This window comes from Caballeronia sp. SL1002, assembly GCF_057814995.1.
The window spans coordinates 202,190-219,755 of the sequence record NZ_JBYMUW010000001.1 but is presented as its reverse complement, the minus strand read 5'-3'; the positions used below and the strand labels follow the sequence as shown (position 1 = coordinate 219,755).

The 17,566-nt window shown below is 62.8% G+C and carries 16 protein-coding genes and 1 pseudogene; 5 read left to right on the top strand and 12 right to left on the bottom strand.

Going from position 1 to position 17,566, the window contains the following annotated elements:
* Nucleotides 1–13: 13 nt before the first annotated feature.
* The 7 genes from AC3D25_RS01075 to AC3D25_RS01045 form a co-directional block, all read right to left on the bottom strand.
* Nucleotides 14–844, bottom strand: coding sequence for a phytanoyl-CoA dioxygenase family protein (locus AC3D25_RS01075; protein ID WP_488886667.1), 831 nt, complete (start codon nt 842–844; stop codon nt 14–16).
* Between the two features lie 257 nt (nt 845–1,101).
* Nucleotides 1,102–2,322 carry a YlbE family protein gene (locus AC3D25_RS01070; RefSeq protein WP_488886666.1) on the bottom strand — a complete coding sequence of 407 codons (1,221 nt, stop codon included), beginning with the start codon at nt 2,320–2,322 and terminating at the stop codon, nt 1,102–1,104.
* A gap of 2 nt (nt 2,323–2,324) precedes the next feature.
* Entirely contained in the window at nt 2,325–3,005 is a 681-nt protein-coding gene (locus tag AC3D25_RS01065; protein WP_488886665.1) for an SRPBCC family protein, read from the bottom strand.
* Between the two features lie 24 nt (nt 3,006–3,029).
* On the bottom strand, nt 3,030–3,551 hold the full coding sequence (locus AC3D25_RS01060) for a (2Fe-2S)-binding protein (protein WP_488886664.1): 522 nt from the start codon (nt 3,549–3,551) through the stop codon (nt 3,030–3,032).
* Nucleotides 3,548–4,384 carry an FAD binding domain-containing protein gene (locus AC3D25_RS01055; RefSeq protein ID WP_488886663.1) on the bottom strand — a complete coding sequence of 279 codons (837 nt, stop codon included), beginning with the start codon at nt 4,382–4,384 and terminating at the stop codon, nt 3,548–3,550. Before AC3D25_RS01055 ends, AC3D25_RS01060 begins: the two co-directional genes overlap by 4 nt.
* Nucleotides 4,381–6,789: a xanthine dehydrogenase family protein molybdopterin-binding subunit gene (locus AC3D25_RS01050; protein ID WP_488886662.1), complete on the bottom strand. Its 2,409-nt coding sequence runs from the start codon at nt 6,787–6,789 to the stop codon at nt 4,381–4,383. Before AC3D25_RS01050 ends, AC3D25_RS01055 begins: the two co-directional genes overlap by 4 nt.
* Nucleotides 6,790–6,807: 18 nt before the next feature.
* The gene (locus AC3D25_RS01045) at nt 6,808–8,070 is read right to left on the bottom strand and encodes an amidohydrolase/deacetylase family metallohydrolase (RefSeq protein WP_488886661.1); all 1,263 of its coding nucleotides are present in this window, start codon (nt 8,068–8,070) and stop codon (nt 6,808–6,810) included.
* Nucleotides 8,071–8,385: 315 nt separating this feature from the next.
* Between AC3D25_RS01045 and AC3D25_RS01040 the strand changes: the two genes are divergently transcribed.
* A complete protein-coding gene (locus tag AC3D25_RS01040) occupies nt 8,386–8,958 on the top strand; it encodes a MarR family winged helix-turn-helix transcriptional regulator (RefSeq protein ID WP_488886982.1) in 573 nt (190 codons plus the stop codon).
* A 299-nt stretch (nt 8,959–9,257) separates the two neighbouring features.
* Nucleotides 9,258–9,722 (top strand): annotated as a pseudogene (locus AC3D25_RS01035) (SDR family NAD(P)-dependent oxidoreductase).
* Nucleotides 9,723–10,080: 358 nt separating this feature from the next.
* On the opposite strand, the gene AC3D25_RS01030 reads toward AC3D25_RS01035, so the two are convergent.
* The 4 genes from AC3D25_RS01030 to AC3D25_RS01015 form a co-directional block, all read right to left on the bottom strand.
* On the bottom strand, nt 10,081–10,980 hold the full coding sequence (locus AC3D25_RS01030) for an NmrA family NAD(P)-binding protein (RefSeq protein ID WP_488886660.1): 900 nt from the start codon (nt 10,978–10,980) through the stop codon (nt 10,081–10,083).
* A gap of 69 nt (nt 10,981–11,049) precedes the next feature.
* Nucleotides 11,050–11,592: a carbonic anhydrase gene (locus AC3D25_RS01025; RefSeq protein WP_488886659.1), complete on the bottom strand. Its 543-nt coding sequence runs from the start codon at nt 11,590–11,592 to the stop codon at nt 11,050–11,052.
* Nucleotides 11,579–12,295: a hypothetical protein gene (locus AC3D25_RS01020; protein ID WP_488886658.1), complete on the bottom strand. Its 717-nt coding sequence runs from the start codon at nt 12,293–12,295 to the stop codon at nt 11,579–11,581. The genes AC3D25_RS01025 and AC3D25_RS01020 overlap by 14 nt, the downstream gene beginning before the upstream one ends.
* Entirely contained in the window at nt 12,292–13,332 is a 1,041-nt protein-coding gene (locus AC3D25_RS01015; RefSeq protein ID WP_488886657.1) for a nitrilase-related carbon-nitrogen hydrolase, read from the bottom strand. Before AC3D25_RS01015 ends, AC3D25_RS01020 begins: the two co-directional genes overlap by 4 nt.
* A gap of 198 nt (nt 13,333–13,530) precedes the next feature.
* Here AC3D25_RS01015 and AC3D25_RS01010 point away from each other — a divergent pair, with 198 nt between their 5' ends.
* Nucleotides 13,531–14,487, top strand: coding sequence for a GlxA family transcriptional regulator (locus tag AC3D25_RS01010; protein WP_488886656.1), 957 nt, complete (start codon nt 13,531–13,533; stop codon nt 14,485–14,487).
* 358 nt (nt 14,488–14,845) lie between these two features.
* Here AC3D25_RS01010 and pdxR read toward each other — a convergent pair whose 3' ends face one another.
* Nucleotides 14,846–16,333 carry a MocR-like pyridoxine biosynthesis transcription factor PdxR gene (gene pdxR, locus AC3D25_RS01005; RefSeq protein WP_488886655.1) on the bottom strand — a complete coding sequence of 496 codons (1,488 nt, stop codon included), beginning with the start codon at nt 16,331–16,333 and terminating at the stop codon, nt 14,846–14,848.
* A gap of 109 nt (nt 16,334–16,442) precedes the next feature.
* On the opposite strand from pdxR, the gene AC3D25_RS01000 reads away from it, so the two are divergent.
* Both AC3D25_RS01000 and AC3D25_RS00995 read left to right on the top strand, forming a co-directional pair.
* Nucleotides 16,443–17,081, top strand: a complete 639-nt coding sequence (locus AC3D25_RS01000) for an FMN-binding negative transcriptional regulator (RefSeq protein WP_488886654.1) — start codon at nt 16,443–16,445, stop codon at nt 17,079–17,081.
* 131 nt (nt 17,082–17,212) lie between these two features.
* Entirely contained in the window at nt 17,213–17,560 is a 348-nt protein-coding gene (locus AC3D25_RS00995) for an antibiotic biosynthesis monooxygenase family protein (protein WP_488886653.1), read from the top strand.
* The last annotated feature ends 6 nt before the right edge of the window (nt 17,561–17,566 follow it).

Here is a 17,566-nt window from a genome sequence, read left to right as displayed (position 1 = left end):
AGCGTGAGCGCGTTCACTGCGGCGCAGCCATGTCCGCGGCCTGTTTCACTTCGCCGTCCTTGTATCTACCCCAGGTTTGCGCCAATTCCCTCATCGAACGCGGATCGCAGTCGTATTCAGGCAAGGTGTCGGCATCCCAATGACCGAAACGATCGACGCCCCGCACGAGCGTCGCGCGACGGCGTCCCGTGGCGGATCGCACATGCGCCGGCACATAGAAAAACGCGAAACCGACGCGCCGGTCATCCGAACGATTCGGCAACGAGCTATGCGCGGTGCGTTCGTGATGCATCGAGAATTCGCCCGGCTGAAGCGGCATTTCGACCGCAAGATTTTCGTCGATGCCGACAAGCGTCTGTCCCTTCGCGAGCATGTTGTCCTTCGCGTAAGTCTCGACGTGCTTCAGGTCCGGTCCGCAATGCGATCCGGGTAACACGCGAAGCACGCCGTTGACCGAATTCGCTGGCGTGAGCGCGACCCACACGGTCACTTCCTCGTGCGGCGTCAGCCCGAAATACGTCGAATCCTGATGCCACGATACGTAGCGCGGATCGCGGCCGTTCTTGGCGAAGATCGACGCGCCGAACAACATGATGTCCGGCCCGATGAGATCCTCGACCGCATCGAGAATGACCGGATGACGCCCCAGCCCCACGATCGCCGGCAAGGCCAGGTGTCCCTTAATCTTCAGCGTCTTGTTGACGTCCTCGCCGGAGGACGCCTCGTACCGTTCGATGACGCGGCGATACTCCGCCGCCTCCTGCACGCCGATCGCGCGCATCGGATACACATAGCCGTGCTGCTTGAAGTGCGCAATCTGCGCTTCGGTCAGATGCTTCGTCATGACATTCCTTTAAGTAGGCTTTGATCGGAAAGACGCTTGCTCGTCCGGCCGCGGGCCGTGTCCGCACGGACGCTTAGCGCAAGACTTCGTGCACCGCGCGCGCCGATCACGCAGACACCGACGGGCGCGCCGTCGATGCCCCCAAGGCACGCTCACTTGCGGCAAGCCTTCGAGACCTGCGACGCCAGCATCTGCTGCGCACGTGCACGCGCGTGATCGACCGTTTCCGCCGATGCATCGACGCAGGTCGTTTCGCGTCATGGCGCATCCATCCGGCTCACATGATCGGTAGCGTCGTCCGAAAGGTTCTTCAGGGCGAGCGCGAAGAGTTCGGGCGGGGCGGCATACAGACCGCGTCCGAGGAGGCCAGCGCGTCCGTCGCCGCCGATCATCGCGATGGCGGCGAGCGGCGCGATGCCCTCTCGCGCGACGCGAGCGGCATCGAGCACGCCGCGCAGTAGCCCGAACGCGGGATGCGGCTCCGTGCGAATCCGCTCTTGCTCCTCCCGCCAGCCGGCAGAAAGAAAACCGTCGAAAACCTGCGTGAGTTCCGGTGCGAACGCCTGCGCGCCGAAACCCGCCGCATCGATGACGCCGCTGTCGCCAGTCAGCGGCGCAGCGTTCGCCTGTTGCTGAGGGTCGATGCGCGGTCCTTGCGGCGCGCGCGCATCGGCGGTAATCCAGCGCGAAGGCGCACGGCCAAGCCGAATACCGACGCGCTCGCCATTGCCCGCCAGCGCCACCACAAGCGTCGACGAAGCATCGCCCGAACGCGCCGCCGCGGAGAGCATCAGCGCGCACGCGGCCATCCACAGCGTGAGGAAGAAAAGCGGCGTCTCTGCAAACATCGCGTCGATCTCGGCGGATGCCCCGTCCAGACGCAAAGCGAGCAGCGCGCGCAGTGCGGCGGTGGCGCTCGTGGTTCGTGCGTGCAGGTCGTCGCCGTCGTCAAGGCCGATTCGCGCCAGGGCGATCAAATCGAGCGGGCCGCGAGCGAGTGCTGCATCGAGCCCGGGCGCGAGCACTTCGTCGCGCCACTTCATGCGATCAATGATTCTAGGGTCGCGGTTGCCGAAGCGAATCTGTGGTCCCGCGCCGCTGCCCAGCAACGACCACGCACGCGCGTCGAGATCGTTCGCATCGCTCACCTCGACGAGCATCGTGCGCGGCGAGATCACTGCCGCGAGCGGCGTCACCACACCGTAGGATTGCGCACATTCGAGCCGCACGTCGCCTTGCGCGATCAGCCGTTCGGCGTGCGCTTCGTCCTTCGCCCAGCCTTCGTACAGACAGCACAGGATCGCCGACGAAAATACCGGCGCGGAAGGAACGCGCGGATTCTCGAACGGCGGCCCCGCATGCAGCAGCGTGAAGTCCCGCAAACGGACCGCGTCGCGCGCCGCCACGACCGCGCGCCATTGTGGACGAACCGCGTGAACGCGGATCAGGGCGCGTGCGCTGGCGTCGTCGGCACGCATGGTCAATGGGCCGCGAAGCTGAACAGTCCGCGCAAGCGCGACCACAGCATCTTCCAGAAGAGATTTCCTACATCGAGCGGCGCATTTGCCACATTCGTCGCTCGCGCGTGCGCAGCCGGACGCGATTCGACGCGCGTTTGCGGAGCGGGCGCAACCGGCGCGGCAGGCGCTTCGACCTCCTGCACAAGGGGCGTCGCTTCCGCCAGCGCCTGTGCGCTTTCCGATGCCGCGCCCGGATCATCGAGCTTCGCCTTGAGATTTTCTGCGAACGCTTCGGTCATGCGCGTCGCCAGTTCCTTAACGATGCCGCCGCGCGAGAATTGCGCGAGGCTGCCGCCAATTGTGTAGTCCACTTTTACATCGACACGCGTTTCGCTCGCCGCCGTGGTTTCAAGCGCGAACGACGCCACACCTTTCACTCGCGACGAACTCTTGCGGTCCACGCCAGTTCCGGTGATCCCGCCGCGATACTGGTCATCGTCGAGCTTCATCGCGCCGTCGCCCGCAAACGACGCGACGATCGGCCCCAGCTTCACGGTCATCGCAAGCTTCAGCTTGCCGTTCTCGACCGGCGCCGTGAGTGACGCGCCCGGCAGGCACGCGACGATCCCGGACGTATCGTGAAAGCGCGCCCATACGGTATCGCGTGGATAGGGGACGGTAAAGCTTTGTTCGATTTCCATTGCGTACGAATCCGGTTGAGAGTTTCAGGCGGTGACTGCGACGACCGCGAGCGGAACCGCCGCGCGGGCGCGACGCGCATCGATCACGCGCCGGATCGCGCGGACGATACCCACGTAGCCCGTGCAACGGCACAGGTTGCCGGAGAGTTCTAGCCGTACGCGCGCATCGTCGGCATCGGGCAGGCGCGTGACGATGTCGCGCGCGGTCATCAGCATGCCCGGCGTGCAGTAGCCGCATTGCAGCGCATGTTCAGCGCTGAAGGCCGCACGCAGTTCGTTCATGGTGGCGTCGTCGTCGAAGCCTTCGATGGTCCGCACCGCGCTCCCCGCGCAACTGATCGCGGGCGTGATGCACGAACGGGTCGGCGCGCCGTCCACTTCGATCGTGCATGCGCCGCATACGCCCTGCTCGCAACCGATGTTCGTGCCGCACAGCATGCGTTGCTCGCGTAAAAAGTCGGCAAGGCTCGTGCGTGGTTCGACTCGGTCCGCGACCTGCGCCTGGTTGACGACGAGTTCGATCGTCCTGATGAAAGCGTCGCTCATGATGCTTGTCCATCCTGGTTGCGAATGCCTGCCGCCGCGCGCACCAGCGCGACACGATGCACTTCATGCTCGTAGCTTCCCGCTTCGATGCCCGCGGCTTCGAGATGCGCGTTGAAGCACGACGTATGAGGATCGGCGTCGCTCAGCAGGCCGCGCGCACCGTCGATCACGAAGGGCGGTCCGTCGATCGCGCCGATCACGGCACGGCACACGCCATTCGCCGCGTCGTCGATAAACGCCGCAATGGCCTCCGCGAATTCGCCCGGCTTGCGGTTGAACTTGTAGTAGCTCCAGCGCGCTGTCGCCGAGAGACGGGCGAAGCGCACGCCAGTCAGGATCTCGTCGGCTTCGAGTGTGGTCGTGAACGCGCCGGCCATCCAGTCGCCGCCGGCGATCACGCGCACGCCGCCCGGTCCCGCGACGAGAAAACTCGCATCGAGCGCGCACATTGTGTTGATCCAGTCGGCGGCGGGATCGGCGTGGGCGAGACTGCCGCCCAGCGTTCCACGATTGCGCACCGCGCGGTACGCGATGCCACGCGCCACATATTCCATGAGTCCGCGTGTTCCGGTCTCGACCTTGCCGTCCTCAATCTCAGCATGCTTGATGGACGCGCCGAGCGTGACGATCTCGCCTTCGACGCCGCACGCGCGCAGCGCCGCGATGCCGCGCAGATCGACGAGCATCTCCGGCTGCGCGAGGCGCAGGTTCATCATCGGTCCGAGCGACTGACTGCCGGACACGAACTTGCCCATACCGTCGGTGCCGCCGATGAGCGCGATCGCCTCGTCGCAGGCGAGCGGCTTTGCATAATCGTAGATCGCGGCTTTCATGCGGGCATTCCTTTTGTCGCGTGGGCCTGTCGTTCACGCTCCTTTGCGAGCGCTTCGACGATCAGGCGCGGCGTGATCGGCAGCTGGTCGATGCGCACGCCGAGTTCGCGCAGGGCATCGTTGACGGCGTTTGCGAGCGCGGCGGGCGCACCGATGGCCCCGCTCTCGCCGATGCCCTTTTGCCCGAACTCCGTGTACGGTGCGGGCGTTTCCATATGTTCGATGCGAATGGCGGGCACTTCGGTCGCGCCGGGCAAAAGGTAGTCGGCGAGCGTCGAGGCGAGCGGCTGGCCGTCGTCGCTGTACGGCATCGCCTCGTAGAGCGCCGTGCCGATCCCCTGCGCCGCGCCGCCATAGACCTGCCCATCGACGACCATCGGATTGATCAGCACGCCGCCGTCTTCGACGATCACGTAATCGAGAATCTCTGTTTGACCGAGCGCCGGATCGACCGCGACGACCACCGCGTGGCACGCGTAACTGAAGGTGCCCGAATCGCGCTTTGCCTGATAGCACGTCGAGACCTCGAGTCCGCGCGGATCGACGTCGGACGGCAGCAGTTGCGGCGCGAGATACCAGGTCCGCGCGATCTCGCGCAGGCTGCGCGACGCATGAGTGCCGACGACCGCGCCGTTTTCCCAGCGCACGATGCTCAAGTCTTCGCCGAGCAAATGCGCGCCGATCTTCATCAGCCGTTCTCTTAGTTCCTTCGATGCGCGGCCCACCGCGCCACCCGCCATCACGATCGAGCGCGAGCCCCACGTGCCGGTCGAATATGGCGTGACACCGGTGTCACCCAGCACGATGCGCACGCGGTCGGTATCGATGCCGAGGACCTCGTGCGCGATCTGCGCGAGCGTCGTCTCCATGCTCTGCCCGTGCGAATGCACACCCGCGCGCACTTCGAGCACGCCATCGGGCGTGAGGCGAATCACCGCCGGTTCGTGGCCGGGCACCATTGGAATGCCCCACCCGTGATACACCGACGTGCCGTGCGCGCCCTGCTCGCAGAACACCGACATGCCGAAGCCGATGCGCCTGCCGTCCGGCTCGCCGCGCCGCTGCCTCCCGCGCACCGCGGGCAGGTCAATCGCAGCCATCGCGCGGCGCACCGCCTCGGGATAGTCGCCGCTGTCGAAATGCTTCTTTGTGATGTTGTCGTAGGGCATTTCGTGCGGCCCCACCAGATTGCGCAGACGCACCTCGTAGGGCTCGATGCCAGTTTCGAGCGCAATCGCATCCATGACGGTTTCCATCGCGTAACACACGCCCGTGCGCGCCACGCCGCGATACGGCAGGATCGGTGGCTTGTTGGTCGCGACCGACCACGTGCGGCATTGAAAGCGCTCCATCTTGTACGGCCCCGGCAAGATGCTGCCGACCTGTGCCGCTTCGAGGCACGCCGAGAACGGATACGAAGAATACGCGCCCGAATCCACGTGCGCCTCGCATTCGACTGCAAGCAAACGGCCGTCCCGCCCCGCGTAGCCGGTAATGTCGTAGTCATGCTCGCGGCAGTTCGCATTCGCCGTGAGCTGTTCGCGGCGATCCTCGATCCACCGAACGGGCTTTTCCAGCCGCATCGCGAGCCAGCCGCAGCACACTTCCTCAGGCAACAAAATACCTTTGTAGCCGAAGCCTCCACCCACATCGGGCGCGATCACGCGGACTTGCCCCTCGTCCAGGCCGAGACACTCCGCGAGCCCCGTTCGCGTGATGTGCGGCATCTGGGCCGACGTGTGCAGGATCAGTTGCGACAGCCGCCGGTCCCAGTGCGCGACCACGCCGCGCCCTTCCATCGGCGCCATGCTCTGCCTCGCCGTGCGCAGCTTGCGATGCACGCGTATGGGAGCATCGCGCCGGATCGCTTCGAGATCGACGTCGGGATTCGCATCGACGAAAGTTTCGAGGAAGACGTTGTCGCCCCAGTGTTCGTGCACGAGCGTGGATTTCTCGTGCCGCGCGGCGAGCATGTCGACTACTGCGGGCAGTTCCTCGAAATCGACGAAAACCTGCGCCGCGATGTCTTCGGCCTGCGCGCGTGTTGCAGCCACGCACATTGCGATGGTCTCGCCAACCTGGCGCACCTTGCCGCTCGCGAGCACCGGCTGCTCGGAACACTTGAAGCCCGGCAAACCCGAATTCGCGACGATGGGCCTCACGCCCTCCATGTCGGCAAGCGTGTAGATCGCGTGTTGCAACCCCTCCGGCTTCTCAATGCCGACAATATGACCATGGGCGATCGGGCTGCGCACGAACGCTACATCGACCATGCCGACCATGCGGATATTGGGCACGTACTCGCCGCGCCCATGCATGAAGCGCTCGTCTTCCTTGCGCGTGAGCGATGCGCCGATGCCTTGCGGGCGATCGCCGCCGCCCTGCTTGTGTGGACGTTTGATCATCTCGTGAACCTCGTGTTCTCAGGCGGCGCGTGCGAGCGGCAGGCTCGGCGAGACCGCGTCGTGGCGCACGCCGTCGCGCAGGCAAAACAGCGGCGACAGCATGCGGTCGGTGATGACCTGCGTGCCTTCGTTGTCCTCCAGCACCCAGCGCCCCCGGCGATCGTCGAGCACGCTGATGTCCGCGCCGCGGCCCACCTGCAGCGCACCGATCTCGTGCTCCATGCCGATCATCTTCGCGGCATTGCAGGTCGCCATCGCGACGACGTGATCCAGCGGCAGGCCGACGGCGAGCATGCTGCTCATTGCGCTGACAAGGCTGAACTGCGTGCGGCCGAGGAACGAATGCTCCTCGTCGGGATGGCTGTCGGGTGTGCCGGCGGGCGCGGGAACGTGCGTGTTGTAGCCGTGCATGTCCGCGCCAAGGGTGTCGGGCACGACGCCCGCATCGAGCACAATGCGCGCCGTCTTGAAGCTGAAGTGCGAACCGTGGCCCACGTCGATCTTCAAGCCGCGCGCGACCGCTTCATGCACGAGCGGATGCAGTTGCCCGTTCTCTTCGACGAAGCCGCCCGGATGGCGGCTGAACGGATGCGCGAGGATGTCGCCGGGCTTGAGCGTCTCGACCACCTGATTGAAGATGCAGTCCGGCTGCACCGGCAGTCCCCCGCTCTGAGGCTTCGGCCACAGCTGGCCGAAGTGGATGTACAAGGGCAGTTGCGCGCCACGGCCGATCTGCGAGGCGATCTTCATCACGTCGAGGCCCCAGCGTGCGAAGCCACCGATTTCCGCATGCGCCTTGATGCCCTTCACGAGATCGGGATTCGCCTCGACGGACTTGATGGTCGCCTCGGCGTCGAGGCAGTCGGGGCGATACAGGTCCGGATAATAGTGGCCTTCAAGTCCGCCGACGAGATAGGCGGAGATGAACGCAAGCACGCGCGTGGCCGAACGTTCCGCCACGTAATGACGGAAGCCTGGAATCGTGATGCAGCTGGGACCGCCCTGATCGACGATCGTCGTTACGCCCGATTGCACGCCGCACTGATCCGCATTCAGGCCAAAGCGGCCCGTGACGTACTGATAGACGTGGCCATGCGTGTCGATGAGACCGGGCAGCACCAGCTTGCCGCTGCAATCGATAATTTCCGCCTGCCGCGCCTGACTCGCGGCGTCGGCACCGGTTGCGGCGATGACACCATTGTCCACCAGAATGTCGAGCGTAGCGTCGATCTTTTGGGCCGGGTCGATGACGCGCCCCCCTTTGAGAAGAACTTGTGACATGGACTGTGCATTTGGCCGAGTGGAAAGATGCGTGGTGTACCGCAAGTTGTATGCCGGTTTTTCGGCGTCACTTTAAGATGGACGGTTTCCTTTTGCAATCATCACGTTAGCTGGTGTTGAAAACCTTTTATGCGTGCCGTACCACGGTTTTTTTAAAATTGTCTCGCACCAACTCCGACAGCGCCGCAGCGTGCGCGCACCACACTTATGCGCGATGCATTCTCATGGTGATTCATCGGCGTACCACGCATTTGCTGAGCTTTGCGTTTTCGGCCTAGAATGCACGTCAAAGCGTCCTTACTCAGAGTGGCTTACATGCGGACTACGATCACCGATCACATCGATATTCAAACGATTCGTGCAGAGCTTGCCGAGCGGCAGGCGCACTCGCCGCTGTACGCGCGACCGGGCTTTCTGATCCGCCGCATGCATCAGATCCATACGTTCCTGTTCGCGCAGGAAACAAGCGAATTTGGCATTACTCCGGTGCAATACAGTTTGCTTACCGCGCTGGAATCGCTCGGCGAAATGGATCAGAACTCACTGGCCGTCGAAGTGGGACTCGAGCGTTCCAGCGTCGCGGAAGTCATTCCACGACTCAATGCGCGCGGGCTGGTCAGTCGCACGCAGGCGGCACATGACAAGCGGCTGCGGCTCGTCAGGCTCACTCCCGCAGGCAAGCGGCTGGTCAGGAAGATGGCGGACGCCGTGCGGCGCGCGCACGATCGCACCATCGAGCACCTGTCGCCCGAGGAGCGCGATGTCTTCATGCTGCAGATGATCCGGCTGGTGGAAGCGAACAATTCGGACAATCTGGTGCCCTTCCGGCTACCCGACAGCCAGCTGCTCGCACAGGACGAAAGCGAAGCCGACACGACACGAACGTAACGCCCGACGAACGCTTTGCCATTACCCCAAACGCCCTCGGCGGCGTTGTATTGAAAACGCATGACGACGAGCACGTCTTTTCGGATCGCCACCTTCTCGTTGACAATGCGTTATTTGGGCGTCAGACGCGAGGGCGCCACGAAGCCGGACCTGCTTAGCCCACAAGAAAACGTCCATGGCGCACTGTCGGTTTCGCCGTCGCAGCGATTAATCAATACGGGATGTGAACGGCTACTTCCAACGAAAAATCTTCGGGACAAGCACGCTACGCGAGCTATCCCAGCCTCGAAGACCGGGTCGTGCTCATTACGGGCGGCGCGAGTGGCATTGGCGCTTCGTTCGTCGAGCACTTCGTCGCGCGAACAACGCGGCGAACGATCGCCGCCACGCGCTCGCCGACGTTACGCCCGAGTCGTTCGATGCAGTAGTTGCAGTGAACGTTCGGCATCACTTGTTCGCAGCGCATGCCGTGGTCGACGATATGAAGGCCGCACGCGCCGGCTCGATCATTAATCTGGGCTCGTATTGCTGGATGCTCAAGAGCAGCCAGTTCCCGGTTTCGCAATGAGCAGGCGGCATCGTATGGGATCCGCGTGAACACGCTCGTGCCGGGTTGGGTGCTGACAGAGAAGCAGCGCAACCTGTGGCTCACCGACGAAGGCCGCAAAGAGATACGACGCCGCCAGTGCATCGACGAGGAAATGGAGCCCGGCGATCTCGCGCGCATGGCGCTCTTCCTCGCGGCCGACGGGATGTCATGGTGACGGGTGGCTAGGTCGTAATAAAGCCGATTCTCACCCCGGCGGTTTGGCCCATCGACGAGCGGTAGTGGCGTGGCAACTTCCGAGGAAGGGTTGGCCGATTGTGGAAGCGCGTTCGCGACCTCGCGCAACCGCGCGAGGCCTCGAAGATTGTCGACGATGTCTCCCGTAACGTCGACTGACCGTTGATGGCGGATCCCGAAGATGTCGATACAGGCGCCGCATAACGGATGCGGCCCCGACCCGATCCTCCGTACTCGACCCTGACGCGTCATTCGTTTTCCTAAGGTCGCAGTGACCGGTTTCAACTGTATCTGTTGTTAGTGCGATCGATTGAGCGAGGCTTTGGTAATTGGAAGCCTTACCCGGAGACCGCTGGCCGGAAGAGTCGGCGGTTTGCGATCACATAATCGCGTACCTGCATCGGTTTTTGTCCGGTAATCTTTTCTACGACGTCGTTCGTGCCGGCGAACTCGCCCGCCTGATACGCGCGGTACACCGCCGTAATGTGCTGGATGAAATGCGCCGACAACCCGAGCTGCGCGAGACGGGCTTCGAACGATGCGAAGCTCTCGTCTTCGTATCGGATCGGCCGACCGAGCGCATTGCCCACCGCTTGCGCGAGTTCCTCGTGATTCATTTCTTCGGCGCCGAACAACGCGTAGGTCTTGCCCGCATGAGGCGCGGGATCGAGCAGGACGCTGGCGATTACGCGACCTTGATCGGCGGCGGCGATCGGCGCGTGCCGGCCGTTTGCGGCGGGCACGCGGAGCAGATCGTGATTCGCGATCAGCGGCAACTGGAAACCGTACGTCAGCCATTCCATGAAGAACGTCGGACGCAGATGCGTTACGGGAATTCCCGCCCAATCGAACACGCGCTCGCCATACCAATGGGCCAGCGCCGCCTGGCTCCGGGCGTCGGCCTTTGCGGAAATCTGCGACATGTTGACTATCGACCGAATGCCCGCAAGCTTTGCGGCATGCGCAAAATAAGCGGTCGCGTCGACGAGTTGCGCCTGCACGACCGGATACACGAAATACGCGCCGGTGACGCCTTGCAGCGCGGCTTGCACAGCATGGCTGTCCAGCAGATCACCAACGACGACCTCGACGTCTTTGGCCCGCAGCGCCGAAGCTCGCGCGTCGTCGCGATGGACCAGGGCGCGCACGCGGGCACCCTTCGAGCGCAAATCGGCGATGGCGGCGCTGCCCGTGTCGCCGGTGGCGCCTGTGATCAGATAAAGGTCTTGGTTCATCATGCTCCATAACGGGAAGATTCAGCGGAACTGCTCAAGCGGCAGCGTGCGAGCCAAGTTCAGCAGTGGCTGTCAATCGGGCTGTGCTCGCAAAGGCGTCGGAGGCATGACGGTCTGAATCCGGCCGTTTTTCACGTCGTAGACGAGACCCGACACAATCAGCCCGTCGGGCAGATCGCGGTTCGCCTTAAGCGCGGCGATATCGAGGGCGACAGCCTCGTAAGGGTCGTCGATCGACATCCCTTCCAGCGCGGCCGATTCGACGCCTAGGTAGGTGGCGAGCAGCGCAGGCGCATGTCGATGGCATCCGATGATGCCGCAATCGGTATGCTGAAGCAGAACAAGATTGCGAGGACCGCCGGGACGTCCGGCCGCTGCGCTAACGACGCTTAATACCGCCAGCGTTTCTATCAACGCGTGGCTGACGCGGCCACCGACGTTACGGATCACCGCCGCTTCTCCGAGCTTCAAACCCAGCACGTTTGCCGGGTCGACGCGAGGATCGACGCAGCCGACTACGATCGTTCCTGTCGACGGCATCATCTTGAGTTCGGGCGAGAACCCGGTACTGGCGAAGCTAGCGTTACGTTCGAGCATCACTTCATGGAAGTCCATTCTCTCTACTCCTGCGTGATGAGTGAAAAGTCGAAGGCAGAAACGCCCGGAATGCCAGGATATGGAGCGCCAGTGCGACAGGCGCCATGAAGCCCGGGATGAATGTGAACGGAAACATCAGGATCGCGGTATCGGGCGGTTCTGCATCGATGAGTCGAAACGGTCCCGGCGCCGTCAACACCGCGCGCGCAACGATGTTCGCAAGCGAGAGCGTTCCAGTCACGTTCCAGAGCCAGGCGATTCGGCGACCGGATGCACCGCGTGAAACGAGCCAAGCCGCGATGGGCGCAGTTATCGCCACGAGAATTTCTATGTTGCCGCCCTCGAGAGTCATCATTCTCGGCGCAAAGCCGAGACTCGAAAGACGATGCAAAGCCAGTTCCACGACGACACGGTAAACCTGAAATCCGATGAGGACGCTAAGCGGAATTTTGCGAGCGAGTTCGGCTCCGCCTCGGGTCAGCACGACCGCGAGCATCGCAACCATGACCGGAACGGTGAGCCGCGCGATCCCCGGCGGAAATTGATCGACGGGCTGCCCGACGATCCCCGCGAAGCCCAGCCATCCGGCGAAAGCCAGCCAGACCGCCAGAAAGCCGAGCGTGGCGATCGTTTCGCGACGATCGAGCCATCTCCGCGCGACGAGTGCAGCCGCAGCAACGACTGCCGCGAGATAAGCCATGAACAGAGCCGGGAACGTCACGATAGAGGAGCGTTTGGTTCAAGGATGGGTACGTGAGCGCCGATACGCGGCCTAGCGAACACTTCGAGGTCTTTGGCTGCATCGTCGGCCTTACTGGGCAGCAGTCGCTCCAAGACATGCGTTCTCGGCGTGCGGTCGATTACGAGCGCGAGCACGTCGGGACGGCTGTAATGGCCGCGCGAATCCATCATGCGCTTGCGTTTGTCGATCTTCCAGAAGTCGAGGTCCGCGATAATCTCGCCCTCGCCTTCTCGCAATGGTGGCCCGCCCATGAACTCGCCCTCCGGCGAAACGATCGCCGTAAAACAGCCGCTGGAGATCGGACCCAGGTCGGTCGTATTGGTATCCTGCAGAATCCGTTGCTGCTGTTCGGGAGTCAGCCACGCAGTCGCGTTCACGACGAAAGCACCGGCTTCCAGCGCATGCTGGCGGATATTGACGGAAATCTGTTCGGAGAAGATGTCGCCCGCGAACGAACCCGGATACATCGCCGAATGGATTTCTTCTCCGTCGGCCATCAGCGCGTAGCGCGCAAGCGGGTTGTAGTGTTCCCAGCACGCAAGCTGGCCGACGCGGCCCACGGCTGTATCGATGGCGCGCAGGCCAGAACCGTCTCCCATGCCCCACACCATGCGCTCGTGATACGTCGGCGACAGCTTGCGCCGACGCTGCACCAGCTTGCCATCGGCGTCGAACAAAAGCTGGGTGTTGTAGAGCGATCCGCCGTCGCGTTCGTTCACGCCGATCGACACGACCATGCGCGCCTGGCGCGCCGCGTCGCCGATCGCTGTAGTCGTAATGGACGGCACCATGACCGACTGGTCGAGCAGTTTGTAATGCTCGGCGCCCATGGCATACGGCGCTTCGACAAACGAAAAGTATGGGTAATAGGGAACGACGGTTTCCGGGAACGTCGCGAACTGAACGCCCTCTCGGCCGAGATCGGAAATCTTTCGAACGACCTTGTCGACCGTGCCTTCCCGGCTGTAAAGAACGGGCGCAATCTGAACGGCTGCAGCACGAATGACCTTCGACATAACGGAACCCTCTGCTCGACATGCGGTGACGGAACAAAGCGCTTGTACGTTACCGCGCCGGGCCGATAGCATGTATGTCGTTATTGCCACCATTCAGGACGTTCGCCGCGGGACGCGTCGAATGGTTGTTCGGGCGTGCGTCGTGCGCAATGGACGCCGCGTCCGCAACCCGCGAATCTCAGACTGCAGGAGCCACGTATGCATCGCATCGGTTTCATCGTGCCGGAAAGGTTTCAGTTGATGAGTCTCGCCGCCCTGACAGCGTTCGAACTGGCGAACTTGCCGCCGACGGGCTCGTGCTATGACATTCATCTGCTTTCCGAGCGCGGCGGTCCGGTCCGTTCGTCGGCCGGCATGACCCTTGAAACCGAAAAGTTCGGCGATCCATCCTTCGACACGATCATCGTCGGCTCCCTCACCGAACTGAAAATGCCTCCATTTGACCCGAGCCTGATTGCGTTCGTGCAACAGGCCGCCGGCGCATCGAGACGAACGGCCTCCATCTGCAGCGGCGCGTTCGTTCTCGCCGAGGCTGGTCTGCTGGATGGCCGACGCGCGACCATGCACTGGGCTCACGCGGCCGAATTCAGAGCCCGCTTTCCGCACATCACGACCGACGAAGACCGTATTTTCGTCAACGATGGCCCGGTGTGGACCTCGGCAGGAATGACCGCAGGTATCGATCTCGTTTTGGCGTTGATCGACCACGATCTTGGTCCAGATGCCGCAAAGATGATCGCCAGGCTTCTAGTCATGAATCAACGTCGGCTGGGCGGCCAGAAGCAACATTCGGCGCTGCTTGACATGTCGCCGAAGTCCGATCGCATCGAATTGGTGTTGGCGCATATCCGCCGGAACTTGCGCAACGTCTTGAGCGTCGACGAGCTTGCGGCGGTCGCGAACCTCAGCCCCCGACAGTTCAGCCGCGCGTTCGTGGCCGAAACCGGTCTGCCGCCGGCCAAAGCCGTGGAGCGACTCCGGCTTGAAGCGGCGCGGTTCATGATCGAACAGGGACGCCATCCGATTGAAGTGGTGTCGAATGAAACCGGCTTCGCAGACCGAGAGCGCATGCGCCGTGCATTCCTGCGGACGTTCGGCGTGCCCGCCGATGTATTGCGCCGGAATGCCCGGAACGAACCGGTTGATGGCAAATAAAATTATCCCTATTCAGCTTATACCTGTCAGCAATCGAACCTAGACGTCTGCGGTTTAGCGCACCTACCATAAACCCCGCACGGCAACCCAAGATCGCATGCATTCGTACAACATTCGCCCGAACGTCCGCGTACCGCGAGCGATGAAGGAGCCCTAGTGGCCGGGAGCTGGTCAACGGACGGCCGAACCCGACCCATTGCTGTCACTCGAGCTCCATCAATCAATGTCTGCAGTGAAGTGGTTGCCTTCTCTCGTATCGCTAGGCCGGACGGCCGATTTTAGTTGGGAAGCAGACGTAGCATTTGCAGCTGTGGCGCGGCGATGGACTTTGAAGCTCGCCCAGGATGCGCCGGAACGTCTATCGACGGACCTCCCGCAGCGCATCCGCCAAGCGGCGAATTCCCTCTTCGATAGCGTCCTGTTCCAGCAGCGCATAGCCCATCACTAGGCCGGCTGAGCGCTGTCCAGCGGGCCACGTCGTGCTCGGATGGAACAAGGGGCCAATTGGATGCACACGCACGCCTCGCTGCCGCGTCGCATCGACCAGGGCGCGCTCCGCCGTCGCCGGCAATGCCCGAAACCACACCACCACATGCAGTCCACTAGCAACCCCTTGCACCTCGACTTCTACGCCGAGATGTCGGTCCAGAGCTTCGACCAATGCGCGCTGTCTTGCCTGCTGCAGACGGCGGATACGCCGCACATGTCGGTCGTAACCGCCGTCCTCCAGGAGCCGAGCTAACGCTCGTTGCACGCCAGTCGCTGCATGGCGGTCGGTCACCCGCTTGGCATCAGCAAAAGTCTCCACCAGAGCCAGCGGCAGCACCATGTAGCCGAGCCGCATCTGCGGCGACAAGGTCTTTGAAAAGGTACCGACGTGAATCACCCGGCCATGGCTGTCGAGTGACTGTAGCGTTGCCTCTGGGCGCACGGCGTAGCGGTATTCGCTGTCGTAGTCGTCCTCGACGACCCACGCCTGTCGTTCTGCCGCCCAGTCGAGCAGATGGCGACGACGTGTGATTGGCAAGAAGGAGCCAAGTGGAAACTGATGGGTTGGTGTGACGTAGGCCAGCTGTGCCGGCCCAAGTTCGGAAAGTCTTTCCGTTACCAAACCATGCGAATCGACGTCGGCGCAAAGCAGCTTTGCTCCATAAGCCTCGAACGCATGGTGTGCCATCCGGTAGCCCGGGTTTTCAACGACCACGCTGCCACCTGGGTCGACAAGCAGACGAGCGCAGAGGTCAATTGCTTGCTGCGAGCCGCTGACAATCAAAAGCTGCTCGATCGAACAAGCCAAGCCGCGCGACTGGCTGAGGTGCGCCTGCAGTGCCCGGCGCAGCTCCATGTTGCCGCGCGGGTCATCGTACTCTAGGCGACGGGTGCGCTGACGTTCGACGGTACGCAGCGCCTTTATCCACGGAAGCGTCGGGAAGTCGTTGCCGGACAGCGGCCCGTAGACGAAATCAATTTCTCCTAGCGCCGTCGGGCTAGGATCGCCCAGTTTGAGCGAGGCGATGTGCTGGCCAATGGTAGAGAGCGACCCGGCAAGGCGATCGGGCGCGGTCCGCTTCGCCCGCGCTTGCTTGGCACCGCCGCCGGCGCTTGCCTGACAGGCCCCCGCCGCAACGCGACTGGCTGCACCAGCACGGCTCTCAATGAAGCCGTCGGCGGCCAATTGTTCATACACTAGCGAAACGGTGGCGCGGGACAGGCCACGCTCCGCAGCCAGGGCCCGTGTCGACGGCAGGTGCTCGCCAGTAGCGTAGGTGCCATCCGCAATGCGCGCGCGGATTTCCTCATAGAGCCTCCGGCTCAATCCTGAGCGGCGTTCGACGTCTTTTGGCATAGAAACTGGTCTGTAGATTTAATTCATAACTGGCTATTTTCACCTATCCGGCTTCGATGCAAAGTTAACGCTTCGCCGGACTTCCGGCCACACCTACATTCGAACGCCCATGTATCTGCCTCAGCAATTTGCCGAATCCCATATCGCAGAACTTCACCGCATCGTGCGCGAGAACGCGCTGGGTATGTTGGTGACGAAAACTGCAACAGGTCTTGAAGCCAACCATTTGCCATTCCTGCTCGACGCCGACGCAGGCGGCGCAAACATTCTGACCGCTCACGTGGCACGGGCGAACCCGGTTTGGCAGGAGGTCGGCGATGGCGAGCAGGTTCTCGTTGTCTTCCGCGGCGTGCAGGGCTACATCTCGCCAAGTTGGTATCCCGGCAAACAGGAGACGCACCGACGTGTGCCGACATGGAACTATGAGGTCGTGCACGCTCACGGCAGTATCCATGTCCGCGACGACGAGAAGTTCATCCGGGGTGTCGTGGCGCGCCTGACGCGCAAGCATGAGGCCGACCAACCAGAGCCCTGGAAAATGGGCGATGCGCCGCCGGACTACCTGGCTGAGCAGCTGCGGCACATTGTTGGAATCGAGGTTCGGCTGAGCCGCCTGGAAGGCAAGCGCAAGCTGAACCAGCACCATCAGCCGCAGGACCGCGAGGGCGCCATCCTTGGTCTGGAATCGCGTGGCAACCATGGCCTGGCTCGAGCCATGAGAGACCCGGCGCAGAAGGCCTCGTCATGACCACATATATCCCAGGGACGACTTGGGTTTCGACATCAGCACCGAGTACCCGAACATCTCTGCGTGGATGGGGCGCATCGCGCAGATACCTGGCTGGCAACCGCACCTACGACCTGCTGAGCTGAGGTCTCATGTACAGCGCAACCTTCACTTTCGCCAAGGGCGAGTACGACGACGAGTTCCACCAATTCGACAAGCTCATCGCCGACATTGCCAAAGGCATCCCGGGCTATCTGGGCGAGGAGGCCTGGGAGAATCCGTCAGCCGGCCTTATCTCGACGGTTTATTACTGGGAGACGCTGGAAGCCCTTCAGCAGCTCGTTCAGCATCCAGCACACATCGCTGCCAAGCACAAGCAGACGCAGTGGATACGCGGCTACCACATCGTTGTCGCCCAAGTCATCCGTTCCTACGGAGACGGCGGTGTCGGGCATCCGCTCGCGGCCGCAGGTGGTCCTGCTTCATCACATCAATCCTGAGCATCA

Excerpts from the sequence above, each read along its gene's own strand:
- AC3D25_RS01075 (WP_488886667.1), bottom strand. The coding sequence starts at position 844 with ATGACGAAGCATCTGACCGAAGCGCAGATTGCGCACTTCAAGCAGCAC.
- AC3D25_RS01070 (WP_488886666.1), bottom strand. The coding sequence starts at position 2,322 with ATGCGTGCCGACGACGCCAGCGCACGCGCCCTGATCCGCGTTCACGCG.
- AC3D25_RS01065 (WP_488886665.1), bottom strand. The coding sequence starts at position 3,005 with ATGGAAATCGAACAAAGCTTTACCGTCCCCTATCCACGCGATACCGTA.
- AC3D25_RS01060 (WP_488886664.1), bottom strand. The coding sequence starts at position 3,551 with ATGAGCGACGCTTTCATCAGGACGATCGAACTCGTCGTCAACCAGGCG.
- AC3D25_RS01055 (WP_488886663.1), bottom strand. The coding sequence starts at position 4,384 with ATGAAAGCCGCGATCTACGATTATGCAAAGCCGCTCGCCTGCGACGAG.
- AC3D25_RS01050 (WP_488886662.1), bottom strand. The coding sequence starts at position 6,789 with ATGATCAAACGTCCACACAAGCAGGGCGGCGGCGATCGCCCGCAAGGC.
- AC3D25_RS01045 (WP_488886661.1), bottom strand. The coding sequence starts at position 8,070 with ATGTCACAAGTTCTTCTCAAAGGGGGGCGCGTCATCGACCCGGCCCAA.
- AC3D25_RS01040 (WP_488886982.1), top strand. The coding sequence starts at position 8,386 with ATGCGGACTACGATCACCGATCACATCGATATTCAAACGATTCGTGCA.
- AC3D25_RS01030 (WP_488886660.1), bottom strand. The coding sequence starts at position 10,980 with ATGATGAACCAAGACCTTTATCTGATCACAGGCGCCACCGGCGACACG.
- AC3D25_RS01025 (WP_488886659.1), bottom strand. The coding sequence starts at position 11,592 with ATGGACTTCCATGAAGTGATGCTCGAACGTAACGCTAGCTTCGCCAGT.
- AC3D25_RS01015 (WP_488886657.1), bottom strand. The coding sequence starts at position 13,332 with ATGTCGAAGGTCATTCGTGCTGCAGCCGTTCAGATTGCGCCCGTTCTT.
- AC3D25_RS01010 (WP_488886656.1), top strand. The coding sequence starts at position 13,531 with ATGCATCGCATCGGTTTCATCGTGCCGGAAAGGTTTCAGTTGATGAGT.
- pdxR (WP_488886655.1), bottom strand. The coding sequence starts at position 16,333 with ATGCCAAAAGACGTCGAACGCCGCTCAGGATTGAGCCGGAGGCTCTAT.
- AC3D25_RS01000 (WP_488886654.1), top strand. The coding sequence starts at position 16,443 with ATGTATCTGCCTCAGCAATTTGCCGAATCCCATATCGCAGAACTTCAC.
- AC3D25_RS00995 (WP_488886653.1), top strand. The coding sequence starts at position 17,213 with ATGTACAGCGCAACCTTCACTTTCGCCAAGGGCGAGTACGACGACGAG.